Source organism: Verrucomicrobiales bacterium, from assembly GCA_016793885.1.
In the GTDB taxonomy this organism is placed as follows: domain Bacteria; phylum Verrucomicrobiota; class Verrucomicrobiia; order Limisphaerales; family UBA11320; genus UBA11320.
In genome coordinates this window covers 43,625-58,516 of sequence record JAEUHE010000022.1, presented here as the reverse complement: position 1 = coordinate 58,516, position 14,892 = coordinate 43,625, and the positions used below count along the sequence as shown (strand labels likewise).

The following is a 14,892-nucleotide window of genomic DNA, read 5'->3' as shown; positions in this document are numbered from 1 at the left end:
TTCAGGTAGTAGTCATCCGTCGCTGCCAGGGAGAGATAATACTCTCCGTTTCCTGCTCGGATCGGGTCCGAAATCGAGAGCATTTTAGGCTCATAAAAATAGAACGCGGTTTAGTGCGTCAGGTGTGGTCATACTCTTCTGACTTTTGGTCATGGAAATTGAACTCCCTTGCAGCTGGCAAAAGCTCAGACGATGGGATGGCCGGGGGAGCCTCAAGTCGGGGCGGTTTTTTGAGGAGAAGCTCAAGCTCCTTCGGGGAGAGCGGCGACAGAAACCAGTTTTGAGGGGGAACGGGGTCTAGGTCGGCAACGCTGGGGTCACGGGGAAGGAGAGATTCTCGGAGGAGCTTTCCTTGGATCTCGCTTTTGAACGAGCCGGTGAGTGGATGCCTGATGAAGCAGCAGAGGCCAGAAGCAAAAGATGTTTTGGGGAGCTCGGTTAATTCGCTCTCAAGGACCAGGGGGCGCTGGGAGATTCCGTGAGAGGTGGATTGACCTACCGTCTGGGAAAGGGACGGAGCAAGCTGCCTTGAGGTTCCTCGGCGGCTCTCCATCACTTCCTCTTTGCCCAGGACCCTGGAAGCCCAGGCGGCGGTCTCAGGGCTATTAAGTCTCAGAATAACCTTGGTAGCGCACTGACCGACCAGTTCATTGGCTACCTTGTCTTGGTAGACGTGCCGGAGGCCTTCGATATCCTGAAAGCCCAGGACCACTCTGGCACCCTTGGAGCGGCCCTGGGTTAAAAGCTGGGGAAGTTTATCTAATTTCTGGGCTTCGCGGATTTCGTCCAGGAAAAACCAGGTCTGACCGCCATCACCTTCGGGGCGGCTCAAGATTAATTCCGCGATGCGGTAAAAAAGCACTCGGTGGAGTGTATCGACAGCAGCACGGTTTCCTTCGTCGTTTCCCAGAATGAGAATCGACTCCGACTTCATCCATTGGGTGAGGCTTAGTTTTCGGGGTGCATGCTCCCAGGCTGCGGCTATCAACTGGTAGGGGCGGAGGTAGGTCACCACGGCTGCCATAATACTTTGGAGAGTCGGTTTGTATTCAAAGAGGTTCAAAAGGTCGTGGGTATCAGAGCTTGAACCCAGGACCTGCTCCAAATGCCTTGGGTTTCTCACCAAGAGTAGCGCTTGGCGGAGGGTCCACTTGCCGGGATGCTTACGAATGAGAAACAGAAACGTTGCTTCCAGCAGGCTTCTCGCAGCATCGGGGAAAAACCGGTTGTGATCGTTCTCGTTTGCTGGGATGAGGATTCGGGCAAGCTGGTGGGCTGCCGGGGCGGTGGTAATATCTGCTGCCGTATCCCACGCCTCCCCGCGAGAGTCCATTGGGTTTAGAAGATGAATCGGGCATTTTAGTTTCATGCCACCCAGGAGACTTAAGAGGTCGCGCTTGGCGTCATAAATCACCGCACGGTGATTTTGGCCCGTGCCGATGAGCGGCAGGGCGCTCTGCATGAGGAGCCGCTGCATAACGGTTTTTCCGGAACCCGTTGCTCCGACGAAGGCTATGTGCTCATTGGCAATTTCGGAGGGGAAACGATGTTTTCCGATCGCAATGCCGGGATCAGTCCTTTCCTGAGTGCTCTGGAGAATTACCGTGACTTGATTTTCGTTTCGAAGGGATGCGCCCCGCAGATGGGAGAGTCGAATGGATCTTCGGGGAAGGAGAAGCCTTCCTAAGACGATGAGTAGCACAGCTATCGGCATAAGATATGCGAGCAGCGACATAGGACCCTCCATTTCAAAGAACGTGACTGATTCCATCTCACCAAGTGCGGTGGCAAAGGACAAGTGCGGTTCGCGCTTGCCAGCCTGAGGGGGCGAGGCTAGATAGGATTTGTATGGCTAGATACCCCATTTTTGATGGCGTGCCGGAAGGGGTCGATGTGATCATCGGGTTTGAACGGAATTACCCCGGATTCTTCGTGATGATCGAGGATAAAACAAACCCCCGTGGCCCAGAGACATATTACTTCAACAACATTACCGACCATCCCGGCGTGGTGATGACCATCTCCCAGATCGAGGAGACACTAAGCCGCTTCCAAATCCCCATCACTCGAGAGGATGTGGAGCGGCTGGTCAAAGACGCTGAGAGGAACGGCTTTGAGGAGAACGTGCTCGGTGCTATGCGAATGATCCCAGGAACCAACCAAGCGGAGCTTGACGACTTTCGGGCAGTGAAAGCGCGCTATGGGCTGACACAACCAGTCGCTTGAGAGTTGCCTTTCGGAGGCCCGCTGTCAGGCTGGTCTTGCATGGCACGCAAAGCGAACCGAACGGAGATCGTGTTGGAATCTGGACAGCTGTGGCGCACAAACAGGGGATACATCCAAATCATCCAACTCGGCAAAACTCTTGCCCATTACCGCCAAAGCACCCGAGCGGATCAGAGGGGCATCCCGGTGCTTATCGCCTCGATGAAGACGATGCGGGAAATGCTTAGGAGCGGAGAGGCTAAATTGGTGGTCACCCCTCCCTGAGCCAGGCATGGGGTTGACAACGTTCCACTACCGGAATTCTTTGGATTGTGGTATGATGCCTACTGAAGGCTGGCTAGGGCCACTACGGTTATTGGAGCGCTCTATGAGAATATCAATCGAAGTAAAGCCGGAGACGGCCAAACAATTGCAATCTCTGGCAGCGGGTAAGGGCGTGTCGGTGGATGAACTGATTCGTGTTTATATTCCCGGCATCTCCACCAGCGCCAACCATTCCCAGCAGGAGGACCAAGCAGCCAAGGTTGAATCGTTCGTCGCTTGGGCTAAAAGTCACTCACGCAGTTTGCCCCCACTTTCGAGCGAGGCGGTGAGTAGGAAATCCTACTACGAAGATTGATGGCGACCCTGGTAGACACGAATATCCTGCTCCGCAGCATCCAACCAACCGATCCGCTCTTCGGCATAACGCTTTCAGCCCTTCAAATTCTCGGACGTCTCACGGATCGCCTCGCGGTGGTTCCCCAAAACCTGGTTGAATTTTGGGCGGTTGCCACAAGACCTCGGGCAAACAACGGACTTGGGCTCGGTCCGGGCGAAGCAGCCGTTGAGATTGAAAAGATTTTGAGCGCCTTCCAGTTGTTTCCGGAGACTCCTTTGATCTTTGGTGAGTGGATGAAGATTGTGACTTCGTTTGTGGTGAGCGGCAAGGACACCCATGATGCCAGGATTGTGGCGGCGATGAAGGTGCACGGAATCGACCGCATTTCAACCTTCGATGAGGCTGACTTCGGGCGCTACAAAGAGACCATCAGCGTTCTTGGCCCAGCGAAAGTGGTGGAGCACGACAAAACGAAACCTCAGTGAGTGGGCTACTTAGGACTCCAGAAAAACGGGAATGGGACTATGACAGAGGTTGCCAACAGCGAGAAAAGTCCGGCCAACTCCTCGATGGTCGCAAAGGAGATCGCCCGGTATCTGAACACGGGTGAGTCTGATTCGTGTCCACTTGGCTACGCGGATAATGCTATTCAGTCCATGGCTTGCCATAAGCGACTTCTGCTTCAGGCGCTCTGCGCGGAAGTTAAACGCCGAGCGAGAGGTCTTCCCAAACCGTTTCACTCGAAAACGTTAAATCTCATGCCTTCGACACAGTATGCGCTGCATCGGATGATCGCGGGTCTCTTTCCCAAGGCCGAGCGCGAGATAGTGCGCACAGTTGTAGACCGGTCGATCGTATTTTTGAGCGCAGATGTCGTCTACCAAGCAATAAACGCTGTGTCCTATCTTCACACCGCCTGGATTATCGCCAACGTTTATTTGGAGAGCATCAATGGCAAGCCATTTGCTCCTAGAGCGGAGGTGCCGGTCGGATTTAACGAGGAGATGATCTGCTACGTGTCGACCCGGCATTTCGAGACTAAGAATCCATTTGCGAATTATGTAGTGCATGAAGCAGCGCACATTTTTCACAACTGTAAACGGAAAACCATTCGTTTGCCGTGCTCGAAGAAAAAGGAGTGGCTCCTCGATATCGATTTTCGAAAGCGGGAAACTTTCGCTTACGCCTGTGAATTCTACGGATGCATTCACTACCAAACAAAATCTTCAAAAGATAGACGTCTTAAACTGAAGGCTATTGCCAGCCAGCTGCAAATCGCCGATGCCAGGGTCGACCAAACTGAGCTTCTCGATATTTTGAGCGAGGCTGTCGGAAAAAGAAACGGGTGGAAAATTATTCTCAAACGCTGCTCGCCCTCTTGATCCATTCGGTGTGCGTGAACCGATTTGGGATTCAATCGACAAGGTTCACTCTGGCTTCGAAAAATTTGGGTGCGTATCACCGTGGCTCCTCTTCCGCATTTGGGATTGGTGGAAGGGTTGCTGCTGGGGAGGGCGTAGGTCGAAAGTCCGGAGACAAAATCCTCAGTGTCTTCCCAGCAAGACCCCCTTTACTCAACCGATAGGTCCACCGATCTCGGCTCCCGTCCGGCCTTACTTCAGCGACAACCCAGGTGGTGGGCAATTTCCGAACAAGTTCAACTAGCGGCAGGTGTGGCATCTCATCGACCGTGAATCGGTCGCCCACTTCCACAGCGGGAAGTTGCTGAGAGATCTCTCGGTGGTGTCCAGTGCCGGGCATTGCGTCTTCCTCCTGGTATCGAGTTTAGGAACATGGATTGTTGCACGAAGAACAGGACGGACACAAACTGAGGTCGCGTCTCTCAGCATACCTGGGTCAATTCTGGTGAGCGCCAAGGTTTGCCTCGGAACGGACTGAATTCTCGCAAATCAAAGCTGACTGCGGTTGAATGATTCGCGATTTTCATTCATTCGAGCTTTATGATACGCTTGACTCAGCGATTATATGAGTGCGGAGATGAACAAGCAAAAATCTGGTGAGCCTGGTCAACACGACAGCCCGAAGCGAATGGCTGAGTGGGCTGGGATTTTGCGAGCCGGTGTCCAGGCCCAGCGACTGGTACCGGGGTCAGTCTGTGTCGGTGGCACCGCTGCGGCCTTGTATGCTGGGCATCGCATCTCGCTCGATACCGATCATCTTATGCTCGCTTTGCGAGATCATTTCGATGATGTCCGTTCACACCTTGAGGCGCAGCCCGAGTGGAAAACCGCCCGTGTCAGTCCCCCGGTGTTGATTCTAGGCAGCATCGGGAATGTCGAGGTAGGGTTCCGACAGCTAAAGCGCGCCGATCCCGTGGAGACGCAAACGATGCAGACCGAATCTGGGCCGCTCGTGGTCCCGACTTTAGATGAGATGATTTGCATGAAAGCATTTCTCGCTTACAACCGAAATGCCACCCGCGATTACCTCGACTTCGCTGCACTCTCGGAGTGCGCGCCTGAGGAGATTGTGCTCCGATCCCTAGCGAAGCTTGATGCCCGCTACGGTGCCCTGCAAAGCGCATCGGTGGGACTTGAAGTTGCCAAAGCACTCTGTGCTGCCGCTCCCTTTGATTTAAACGAAGCTGAATTGCCCAATTATAAAGGGCTAACTGAGAAGTGGCATCGATGGGAAAATACTCGTGCGATCTGTCAGCGCTTTGGCATCCGTTTAGGCGGGATGCTGGTGCAGGAAGGACATTGAGTTATGGAACACCGCCATCTTAACACTCACGCATGGTCGGCTGCCGCGATTGACTCCGCGCTCGAGAGGGGCGGGCTAAACGATTGGCAAGAGCTTTTCGCCGCTGTAAAACGGGATCCAAACCTTGCTTCTTTGGTTTTACAGGTAGCTTCGCAGCGCAACCTGGACGGCGCTTCGATTCTCGCCCAGGCGCTGGTGAAGCGCATGCAGCCGGAGTTGGACACGCTGAGTTTCCCACGGCGTCGAGACTACAAAAATCTACTTTGAATCGATCCACTCCTATCCGCCAGACGACAGCAACTGCCCAAAGGGTCGAAAGCTTCTGGAATGACTGATCGATGTTTCCTTAACGGAGAAGTTTTCCCTCATCTGGAGCAAGCCCTAGCCGTTCGCTTCGAATTGTTTGGAACGGGGCTCGGCAGATTACTTCGCTGCCATGATAATTTCTCCGCTGGCTTTTAGCACATCCCCGGTGAGCCTGTAACGTTCAGACCTCCGATGATCGTCTCCAGCAAGTTCGGTCAGTTTTTGGATGATAGAATCCAGAACATTTCCGATCAGGCTCTTCGAAGGAGACAGGTTCTGGATATGGACTTGGTATACGCGACCACTGTTGATCCCAACATCCACCGTCGCTGATGGAGAAGCATCACTAGGAGCCAAAGCGACCACTGATTTCGTCTGCTCTTCGCCTAGGTACCTTAGATCGATTACAAGCTCTTGCGTGTCCTTCTTTCGATAGGCGCGAATTGCCTCTGGTACCTCGTATGGTGCCTTCAGAGTTAGCACGTGGTCTCCCTGATCGGGAGAAGCTGTGGCAGAGTCGAATCGGGAAGAATCAATAGTAGACCATGTCATCATACGTATTCCTTATGGACAATTATTATTCTGATTAAGTCAATTTATCGTCTCTTGAGTAGTTTTTCAAGAAAGAAGGTGCTGTGCGTTAAGGCCGCCCGGATCCTCGCTGGATCAGGTAAACTGGGGTACGAACTCACGATGAGCAGCACTCCCCAAGGATTCCCAGCGACCTCGACCGGGAAAGCACAAAGTGCTCGTGGGGCGAGGTTTTCGCTCCCATAGCGTTGAGCTCGTAGCCACTTTAACGACATTGAGGTTAGTTTGGAGTAAGTTCCATAAACATCTTCTCCGCTGTCCCCATTTATCGGCGGCAGATCAGTTACGATAACCATCTGATTCTTGGTCCAGGCTTGGCCGGCAACTCCTTCGGCACTTCGACCATGGTCAGGAACTCTCAGCCACCGCCGTCGTCGTCTGCGCATATGTCCTGATCGCTCTATGCCGCATAGCCAGTCTTTGGATGGGTAGACAAAAAATCGCCAACGTCGTTCACGGAACTGAAACAGAATAACTTTCTCGTTTAAGGCGGAAACCTCAGTTTCCGGTGCGTCAGAAAAGACTGACTCCCGAATCCTCTCGAGAACCGAGTGCAAAGTATCCCAGAACCAAGGCTCTTTGATCTGATCCTTTGCAAGCTTTGCAGTGCCGGTAAGAAGGGTAAATGTCGGGATGATCCAGAATGCATTGCTCTGCGCCGGTACGATGAGTCCCTTAAAAACAGGCCAAAGTGCTGCGTCTGCTTTCAGAATAGCGCCTGTAGAGGCGACGATGAATCCACTCGCGACTTGTGCGACTGAAAGTACCTGATAGAATACCATCCAATGATTCGTCTTTGCACTCGACATAGTTGGGACGATTAGAAACCCCTAATGTTGATGAGCGAGTGACCCTACGGAAGAGTAGGTCTGTGTCAACTGTTTCTTCTTGAGTGAAGTTTTGTGGGGCGCGTTGAAGGGCTCAAGGGGGATGTCAGAGCAGCAATTGGAATCCACACTGCAGAAGGGATGACTCCTCGGAATGAAAAAAATGCGATGCTAAAGGAAAAGGCTGCGCAAGAAGTCGGATGTATGATCATAACCATTCCTTGCGCAAGGGTTCTTCGGCAATAAAACACAAAACCCTCGCGCCTCACAGTTGTCCCGACCCAAGCCACCCGGCCCCGAGCCAAACCAACCTTCTTCGTCCCTCCCCGCAGTCCCCCTCTTTCGGAGTACCATAACCTATTTTATAGTGCTCCAAAGCCTACCCCACCCGGAGCACACTTTCATGGCACTACCCGTTCCAAAACAGATTCTCACGCCCGCCTCCCCTACTGCCCAAGATTCAAACAGGATTTTGACGCGGCCCGAATTTCAACGCCTGGCCCAGGTGCCGCCGGAGGTCGAGTGGTTTGCCAACATCAAAAACGAAAACACCCGGAAAGCTTACCGGGCAGACTTATCCGCCTTCATGAAATTTACCGGAATCGAAGCACCGGAAGAATTCCGGGTCATCACCAGATCGCATGTCATCGCTTGGCGTAAAAATCTTGAACGTCAAAATCTCTCACCCGCTTCAATCCGAAGAAAGCTCTCCGCTGTCTCTGACATTTTTGAGTATCTCTGCGAATCAAACGCGGTGACCCACAACCCGGTAAAGGGTGTAGCTCGCCCGAAGGACGGGGCAAATGAAGGAAAAACTCCGGCACTCTCGGATGCTCAAGCCAAGGCGCTCGGTGATGCACCGCCCGAGGGGACGCTTAAGGGGAAACGAGACAGAGCGATTCTTTCAGTCCTTCTTTACCATGCACTCCGGCGTGCTGAGCTCTGCTCGCTCCGCGTAAAAGATTTCTCTCTTCGGCGCGGCGTTAAGAATTTCACGGTTCACGGGAAAGGCGGGAAGATTCGGTATGTGCCGGTGCATCCGAAAGCGGTGAGGCTCATTGAGGAGTATCTGTTGGTGGCGGGGCATGCGGAAGAAATGGATGGTCCCCTTTTTCGTGTGATCACTCACCGGGAGAAGCAGAAAGGGATGGGGATCTCTCCGGGGTCGGTTTATCGGGATGTTGTGGCGCGGTATGCGCGGGAGCTTGGGATTTTGAGCGAGGGGGTGGGGCCACATTCGTTGCGAGCCACGGCGGCGACCAACGCGCTTGAGCATGGTTCGGATATCGCAAGAGTTCAGGAGTGGCTCGGGCACTCGAGTATTTCGACCACTCGACTTTACGACAAGCGAAACATGCGGGTGGAGGACTCGCCGACGTTTAAGGTGGAGTACTGAAGAGGATCGGTTCACACCTCAGCGCCGGGGCTGTAGCAGTGCGATTTCATTAGGAGCTCCATAGGTTACCACTAATCCGCCGCCTCTTCCCGTGCGAAGGATCTCCTCCGCGTTGAAGTTCGATGAGCCTCCTGAGGTGGGTAGGGACTATTTCTGGCCTTAGTCCTTTCCCTGCTCAGCCGATAATGACTTAGGCAAGCGCGGGCCACGGGTGTCGCGCAGTGAGGCAGTTGAGATGTATCTTGCTGGCATGCTGCGGGAAGCTGCCGGGAATCGATTAATGGACAGGTACGGGGGATTATGATAGGTACGTTGTTAGAGGAGGTACCCTATGGTTTTGAGTGTGCGCATATCGAGTACAACAGCCTGGTGCTCTATCGTGACTTGGATTAGCGCGAGGCGGCGTTACTGGTGTTCGTTATGTTGACGATTACCACGGACCGCCTTGACCCAGCACCGGCAGCGGCAACATCAACACAGGAGGGAGGAATCGCAGGTTTCTCGAGGTTTTGTGGAGGCTGCGTGATTTGGTCGGAAGACGCAAGAAGTTCCTGCGCCCCGGAAGAACTGTGGTCAGTGGTGGGTCGCCATGAGAGCGGCGATTGGGGAGAACTTGAGGATACACGCGTTCATGCAAACTATCGAGCGATCCAGAACGGCGGAAAGATCCTCTCAATCCAGAAATCCGCTGGTGGCAAAGCGTTAGTTGTCACAACATTTCTGGCTCCCTCAAACCCGCTTCAATCGTTTACGCTTGTTGAGATTCTCGCCCAGAACCAGCAACGCTGAGCACACAGTAGATTTGTAAACCAGCATGAGGATGCTCATTCCGGATCGGCGCTCACCCACACCCGTTTAAGAACGACCTACTGGTCTAGAGAGGCCGAGGAATCTTGGAGAATGCAAGCGCTCGCCACGATGCTCGTCGGAAACTATCCTTGGTACTCTCCCTACCACCCCGTTGGGCTTGTCTCATTCTTAGCCGGAACGATTCAGTTGAAAGGAAATGCACCGTCTGGTGAGCTTGTCGTTGATGAAACGAAAAAAGATCCAGAGCCTCGACAGGAGGCGAACCAAACGGTGCGGCTACAAATCGATACGAAAACGGGCTCGCCATCCATCCGGATTAGTTTCACCGATCAACGGTTGACCGCCCACGGAGGCTTGCGGTCTGGTCCCATTTTCTGCATCAGAAGGAAGCCCGCCGATACAAGAAAGGCAGCCTGGTCACTGCACTTTCAAACCGGCGCTTTTACCCCATTTTCACGCCGCCATTAACAAAAACTGCTCCTGCGAAGAAATTTGTCATGCACCCCTGGCGAACTGGCGAATAACTTCAAGAGAATTTTCTGGACTGCGATAGAACGACAGCGGTACCATTCCTTAACGATGGATTTATGGAGTATTTCCATTAACCAAGGCAAACTTGCTACTGCTAAATGAGCGATACATACGAACGTCTCTTTGTTGGAGTATCAGGAGGACATACGCGGAGCTCCGCTTTGGCGTTCGACCTAGAACGAGGTGCGCTTGGAGCTGTCGAGGGCAAGCGGGTGAATTTCCACACGGATGATGACAATGAGGCATCCGCGAACTTCTATAGACTGATTGCCGATCTTGAGAAGGAGACCGGGATCGAACACTTGATCAGCAGAGCTCAGAGAACTACGGTGGTCTGCGCTGGTGCTGCACGAATCGATGATCAAGACCGAGTTTGGCGAAACTTGGCTAGTTCATACTTGGGTGAGGATGATCCCACCAACAGGGCCAAGTTCTTAGTCGCGGATGATACTTGGGCAGGATTATTGGCGGGGGTATTCTCCTACAAGGGCATGTGCGCTTTCGCAGGCACCGGGGCCTCGGTCTTTGTTGGAGACGGTGGAATTCCAAATTGTGGCAACCGAAAAATTGACGGTTGGGGACCAATTATTGGGGACTTCGGAAGTGGATTCCAATTGGTCGTGGATCTTTTCAGAAGCTTGGGTCGTGAAGAAGCACGCACTGGTCAGATCCCAGAATTGTTTTTTCCCCTTGCGGATTATGTTAGACGGAACACGGACACGCCACAGGAGACCTACCATGAGAGCGTTTTTCACGCGCCGATCGATGGGTTTGAGCAACTCCAGGAATGGTTTGATATTCTGGTCGAATCTGAACCCCGAGGATGGCGAATCTCATTTGCGCAACTAGCACAAGTCGTCACGGATGTGTGTGACCGTGACGTAGCCAACACTCTGGCTAGGGATCTGATCGTGAAATCAGCAGAACAGATGACGGAAAGTATCCAGCTAGCGTGCCGCCGCTTCCCCGAAGCTCGAACATTACCGCTGGTGCTCCAAGGGGGTATGTTCGAGCATAGCAAACGTTACCGTGAGGTAGTGACCACCAGTTCGCGAGAATTTCACGAAGGCCCAGTTCTCTTCGCCAAATACCGGCCAGTCGTGGGTGCCGCTATAATGGCAGCGTTCGGGTTTGCTAACCTACCCAGCCATGGGGAGGCAGTCAGACTGATGGGGCTTTTAGATGGCTTGCCCCCGGAGCAGCGTCAGGTCGCGATTCGCATGGATCCTAAGGCATCACCGCCCCTTTTAAGCCTATGAACCCGTCTGCCCCTACTTACATTCCTAGAATGGATCTGCCGGTCGGGAGCAGTCCCAGCCACTATCCAGAGTTCCTCGAAATCCTGAAAAACGAAAGGAACCTACTCGAACTGAGAAACGACACCGAAACGTCAGGACGTTTACTCCGTGAGTTTGAAGTCATCCACGGAAGGCTACGCCACTATGAATGCTTTAGCGTATTGCTGGATTTCGATGTAATTGCTCACTTCGCCTCTCCGCCCTCTAGCGCAGACTCGCAAGCTGGGTTGGACGCCCTAGCGCTTGATATCTTTTTCATCGAAGGGGAAATGAAGTATGCCCTACCCATCGGTGCATATCGAGAATTGTTCGGCCATCTTCGTCATCTCGGCCTAGTCACAGATCATGTGCCGAAGGGTGTTGCTGAGAACAGGACACTCACGCGCGAGGAGGTAGTCCGTGAACTGATCGGGTGCCTTACGCGTTCGACCTTCGAAGAGGATGAGAACATTGATGAGTTAGAAGCCGAGGTTCGGAAAGCAACATGGGGAACCCATGGAACTTTGGCTCGGTTGCTCTCGATATTTTTGAGTCCGAGGTTCGACGGATTGCGGTCCGTATATAATACCAGGGAAAAGGACGGCTGGTATTACGTTCAGGAGCCACATGTAAGGAAATGGCGGAAACCTGATATTTCCACAATCCTAGAGCACGACTCTATGAATCTGGCGATCGCGCTCTCTGATTTCGTCGCGTTCGCAAGGAATGGTACCCGACATTACGCTAGAGAAGGGTTTTTGCTTCTTAGTAAGACAGGCGCACTGTGCAACCTCTTGAGTAATGCCACAAAAAACCCAGAGATGAATCAGCGGTTCCAAGCTTACTTTTCTGGAACGCTTTCGGAGGGTCTTCGAGACGAATTCCCCGTCATCAGCCCTCAACGCCTCGCTCTTCTAGAATGGTTTGGGGGAGTCTCTCGGCCTGAAGAAGCCTCCAGGCTACATCGACTTGCAGTCGAATACGGGCAAAAGTGCAGAACGGTCCATGAGGACGTCCGAGCACTGATATCGAGAAGAGAGAGGAGTGTGACTATAGATAATTTTTACAAAGCCCGTGAACGACACCTCTTGCAGAGCTTTAGAGCACTAATAAGAATTGCTTCAGAACTCCGTCCTATGAGGGATAAACGGCGGATGCTTTCTACAGTCAAGGATTTCTCCCATCGTTTGATCGGAAATAAGCCATCCACAGCGAACAAATCCAACCAAGGATTTGAAGATGAACCGTTCGAATCCGAGTTCCTGGATGGTGAAGCAACGGGAGTGATGGAGCAAATTCAGCTAGCGATTGAGCGGCGTCCCAATCCTACATACAAGATCCGGTTTGAAAGGGACGCAGTGCCTGCTGCGAGGTTTATGTTGTTCCAGGAGCCCTCGCTCAGGCGCGAAGTGTTGTCCGGCATGTTCTGTTTCGACCCGCTAAGAGTCTCCGGGCCGCTATCCTACACGATGTGGTGGAGCGTTACTACCAGCGACATGGAGCTACGCAGCGCCCTAGCAGAGAGTCTCATGTTGGCTCCGGGCTCCCGGGTTAACTCTCCTGTTGCTAACCCAACACGGATGAGCGCAATAGATCCGATTGAGAATCCATTTTCACGCGAAGGTGTCATTTTGGAAACAACAAAGGGCGCGTTCGGCGCTGAGTTGCCCTCCACTTCAGGCGACTGGAAATGGCTAGAACTTGGATACCTTGGCAGGCTTCTGGAGAACAGCATCAACCTAGTACCCAGGATCGAAACGATCTATATCAACTTGCCCGCATTAAAGATAGCTTATGAAATCTGGCCAAAACAAGGAGAGCGGTTCATGACCATTACATCAAGCCTGAACCTGAGCACACAAATCGCAACCCTTGTGTATTACTCCTCCCACTGCCTAACAGATAGATCGACGCTCAGCGGGAGGCTAGCCCTGCTCCTCAACCAATTCCCAAAGTTCACAGAAGCTGATCGAGTAAGTCCATAAGAAATCCTCGGTGCTTTAAGGATCAAGACTGAACGCACCTCGCGCTAACGGAGCAGTGGAGGATGACAACACCCAACCTCATGAGCAAAGAACCTCTCTCTTGTACTTCTGACTGTAGATTAGATATAACCGACCATCTCGGTACCGCTCGGCGCTTAGAACTACTGATTGGGCGATGCAAACACGTCGCTGAATTCCAGACCGAAACCCCTTCTCTCGCAAAGCGCGAGGACCGTCCGTTTCGGTTCTTCGCTGTCTTCGATAGCCACTGTTGCCCTGGACTACCAGCTGCAAACAGACTACTTCGGTGCGATAAACCTGAAGGGACAGGGATCTGGCTATTCGCGATACCTACGGGATGCGCTCCCGAAACAGCCAGCCTCCGATGGGCGGCTACGGCGAGTGATCCGCTTGGCATTAAGCCTCCCGGGAACAACCGAGATTGGAGCCGGTCAGTTCCTGATGAGGAGGAAAACCAGATACTCGTTACGCCAGCGCATGGGCTCATGAGATATGAACCGCTCTTGTTGGTAGATCGTCCTTTGAACTCAAGTCTGAGTTTTAGAAAGTTAACCATTCAACTAAAAGTGCAGCTGGCACAACGCTCACGACCCCGTCATTTCGTTTTGACCGCTGACTTACCCATTGCCATCCACTCCGGTTCAGTCGAAGCCTCGACCGCGGCTGATTCTCAAGCAGATCCCAACCTTGCGGTGCTAATAGATCTTGAAGAGCTTTCGATAAGCTCTTTTCAGGTAATCGGAGGATTAGTGCGCTACGCGCACAATGTGCGAACAAAACTAGTAGCGTTTCTTAACAGTATCCTAAATAGCCTTGCTGCGAGCAGCGACAACTATGAGAACTATGTCCTGTGGGCACCACCAGGGACCGGAAAAACCTTCATGATCGAGAGTCTGCACTCTAAGCACAAGGAACAGTTTGATTACTTCTACTTTAACGGAACCAAACAAACGCGGGAAGATTTCGAACAGAGGGTTCAAGCGGCCAAAGCGATCTCAGGACGGCCAGTGCTTTGTTTTTTCGATGAACTTGATGGGGAAGTATCGTCTAGCTGGGCGTGCGAGGCAGCTTTCAATATGCTTAGACTCAATTCAGAGCGTCCAAATCAGCAAATTGTCTGCGTAATCGGGGGGAGTGCAAGCGGCGGGCTAGATAGAATGATGGAGTTAATCAGAGGGTTTCAAAACAAGGGTAGTGACCTGATCGACTGTATAGGCCGCGGAACGGGCTACAAGCTAGCCGTACCGGAGCTCGATGCGGGCGACAAGATCCTCCTATTCGCTAAGACCGTGCTGGAAGTTCGAAACACGACCGCCCCCGTGTTGGGTATCGAAAAGCTTGCGCTCTACCGCTTGTTGCTAGACAAGGAATGCCTCTCGGCACGGGGTGTCGTAGCGCTGGCTCGGCTTATCGCAAACAATCGACTTGCTGCATCAGAGAATAGAATAACTCTAAGCCATATGTTCGAGAGGGATGATCCTAGTTACCGTAGCTTTGCGCGCGGATTAGAATCGGTTGAATCAGTTCTCAAAACGGACATCGTAAGCCTGACACTAACATAACCTTGCGCAAGTTATTATTCGCGGTAGGCAGATTA

The 14,892-nt window shown here is 52.7% G+C and carries 14 protein-coding genes; 11 read left to right on the top strand and 3 right to left on the bottom strand.

Annotation, left to right across the window (positions count from 1 at the left end):
* Positions 1–118: 118 nt before the first annotated feature.
* Entirely contained in the window at positions 119–1,714 is a 1,596-nt protein-coding gene (locus tag JNN07_03045) for a type IV secretion system DNA-binding domain-containing protein (GenBank protein MBL9166691.1), read from the bottom strand.
* Between the two features lie 134 nt (positions 1,715–1,848).
* Here JNN07_03045 and JNN07_03040 point away from each other — a divergent pair, with 134 nt between their 5' ends.
* The 6 genes from JNN07_03040 (at position 1,849) to JNN07_03015 (ending at position 5,818) form a co-directional block, all read left to right on the top strand.
* Positions 1,849–2,226, top strand: coding sequence for a hypothetical protein (locus JNN07_03040; protein ID MBL9166690.1), 378 nt, complete (start codon positions 1,849–1,851; stop codon positions 2,224–2,226).
* Positions 2,227–2,593: 367 nt separating this feature from the next.
* On the top strand, positions 2,594–2,845 hold the full coding sequence (locus JNN07_03035; protein MBL9166689.1) for a CopG family transcriptional regulator: 252 nt from the start codon (positions 2,594–2,596) through the stop codon (positions 2,843–2,845).
* Positions 2,845–3,312 carry a type II toxin-antitoxin system VapC family toxin gene (locus JNN07_03030; GenBank protein MBL9166688.1) on the top strand — a complete coding sequence of 156 codons (468 nt, stop codon included), beginning with the start codon at positions 2,845–2,847 and terminating at the stop codon, positions 3,310–3,312. The genes JNN07_03035 and JNN07_03030 overlap by 1 nt, the downstream gene beginning before the upstream one ends.
* A gap of 39 nt (positions 3,313–3,351) precedes the next feature.
* Complete coding sequence (locus tag JNN07_03025; protein MBL9166687.1) at positions 3,352–4,209, top strand: hypothetical protein; 858 nt, start codon at positions 3,352–3,354, stop codon at positions 4,207–4,209.
* A 616-nt stretch (positions 4,210–4,825) separates the two neighbouring features.
* Entirely contained in the window at positions 4,826–5,551 is a 726-nt protein-coding gene (locus JNN07_03020; GenBank protein ID MBL9166686.1) for a hypothetical protein, read from the top strand.
* A gap of 3 nt (positions 5,552–5,554) precedes the next feature.
* The gene (locus tag JNN07_03015; protein MBL9166685.1) at positions 5,555–5,818 is read left to right on the top strand and encodes a hypothetical protein; all 264 of its coding nucleotides are present in this window, start codon (positions 5,555–5,557) and stop codon (positions 5,816–5,818) included.
* A 156-nt stretch (positions 5,819–5,974) separates the two neighbouring features.
* Here JNN07_03015 and JNN07_03010 read toward each other — a convergent pair whose 3' ends face one another.
* Positions 5,975–6,412 (bottom strand): hypothetical protein, encoded by a 438-nt coding sequence (locus JNN07_03010; GenBank protein MBL9166684.1) that lies wholly within the window; start codon positions 6,410–6,412, stop codon positions 5,975–5,977.
* Positions 6,413–6,453: 41 nt separating this feature from the next.
* Positions 6,454–7,257, bottom strand: a complete 804-nt coding sequence (locus JNN07_03005) for a hypothetical protein (protein MBL9166683.1) — start codon at positions 7,255–7,257, stop codon at positions 6,454–6,456.
* 490 nt (positions 7,258–7,747) lie between these two features.
* Between JNN07_03005 and JNN07_03000 the strand changes: the two genes are divergently transcribed.
* From JNN07_03000 to JNN07_02980, 5 genes are all read left to right on the top strand, one after another.
* The gene (locus JNN07_03000) at positions 7,748–8,671 is read left to right on the top strand and encodes a tyrosine-type recombinase/integrase (GenBank protein MBL9166682.1); all 924 of its coding nucleotides are present in this window, start codon (positions 7,748–7,750) and stop codon (positions 8,669–8,671) included.
* Positions 8,672–9,091: 420 nt separating this feature from the next.
* Entirely contained in the window at positions 9,092–9,460 is a 369-nt protein-coding gene (locus JNN07_02995) for a hypothetical protein (protein ID MBL9166681.1), read from the top strand.
* 650 nt (positions 9,461–10,110) lie between these two features.
* Positions 10,111–11,271 (top strand): hypothetical protein, encoded by a 1,161-nt coding sequence (locus JNN07_02990; GenBank protein MBL9166680.1) that lies wholly within the window; start codon positions 10,111–10,113, stop codon positions 11,269–11,271.
* A complete protein-coding gene (locus tag JNN07_02985) occupies positions 11,268–13,274 on the top strand; it encodes a hypothetical protein (protein ID MBL9166679.1) in 2,007 nt (668 codons plus the stop codon). Before JNN07_02990 ends, JNN07_02985 begins: the two co-directional genes overlap by 4 nt.
* A 506-nt stretch (positions 13,275–13,780) precedes the next feature.
* Entirely contained in the window at positions 13,781–14,857 is a 1,077-nt protein-coding gene (locus tag JNN07_02980) for an AAA family ATPase (protein MBL9166678.1), read from the top strand.
* The last annotated feature ends 35 nt before the right edge of the window (positions 14,858–14,892 follow it).